This is a genomic window from Corynebacterium sp. MSK008 (assembly GCF_030232585.1).
Classification (GTDB): Bacteria; Actinomycetota; Actinomycetes; order Mycobacteriales; family Mycobacteriaceae; genus Corynebacterium.
Map to the genome: position 1 here is coordinate 1 of NZ_JASPJX010000031.1, position 735 is coordinate 735.

Genomic DNA, 735 nt, shown 5'->3' on the forward strand with positions numbered 1-735 from the left:
CAGCCTGCAACACTTGCGCCCCACAACACCGCACACGCAACCCCTGCCAGGTATCACACGCACACGGTTTAGCCTCATCCGCTATCGCTCGCCACTACACACGGAATCACAATTGTTTTCTTCTCCTACGGGTACTGAGATGTTTCACTTCCCCGCGTCAACCCCCACACAGACTATGTATTCACCTGCGGGTAACACCACACAACTGGTGCTGGGTTTCCCCATTCGGACATCCTCGGATCAACGCTTTGTTGGCAACTCCCCGAGGCATAACGCAGCCTCACACGTCCTTCATCGGCTCAGCATGCCAAGGCATCCACCATACGCCCGTAACAAAACACACGGACACACAAACAATCAAGGTATAAACACCAAAACACAAAAAAGAAAGATACTCGCGTCCACTATACAGTTCTCACACAACACAACCCCCACACACAACCAACCACAACCACATGGCTGATTCACGCAAGGGCCCAACAGGAACAACCACATGCTGCCCCAGACACCCAACAGTGCACCAACGCAAAAACCCTTTTGTCACGCAACGGATGTATCCACCCACCACAACACCACGCGGCACAACCCCGTACAAGACCTGCCGCACCACCATCCAGACGGTGCAACCATGACCCTAGGGTGTGTCTCCACCCGGCAAATTCAACATTTGCGGCAGTCGCACACTCGGCGACTCAACCACACAAACACCCACAACTGTGGGCACACAAAAATAAA

At 53.5% G+C, this 735-nt stretch carries 1 rRNA gene; it reads right to left on the reverse strand.

What is annotated here, in order from left to right:
* Positions 1 to 343 (reverse strand): 23S ribosomal RNA (locus tag QP996_RS11745); the annotation flags it as partial.
* Between the last annotated feature and the right edge of the window lie 392 nt (positions 344 to 735).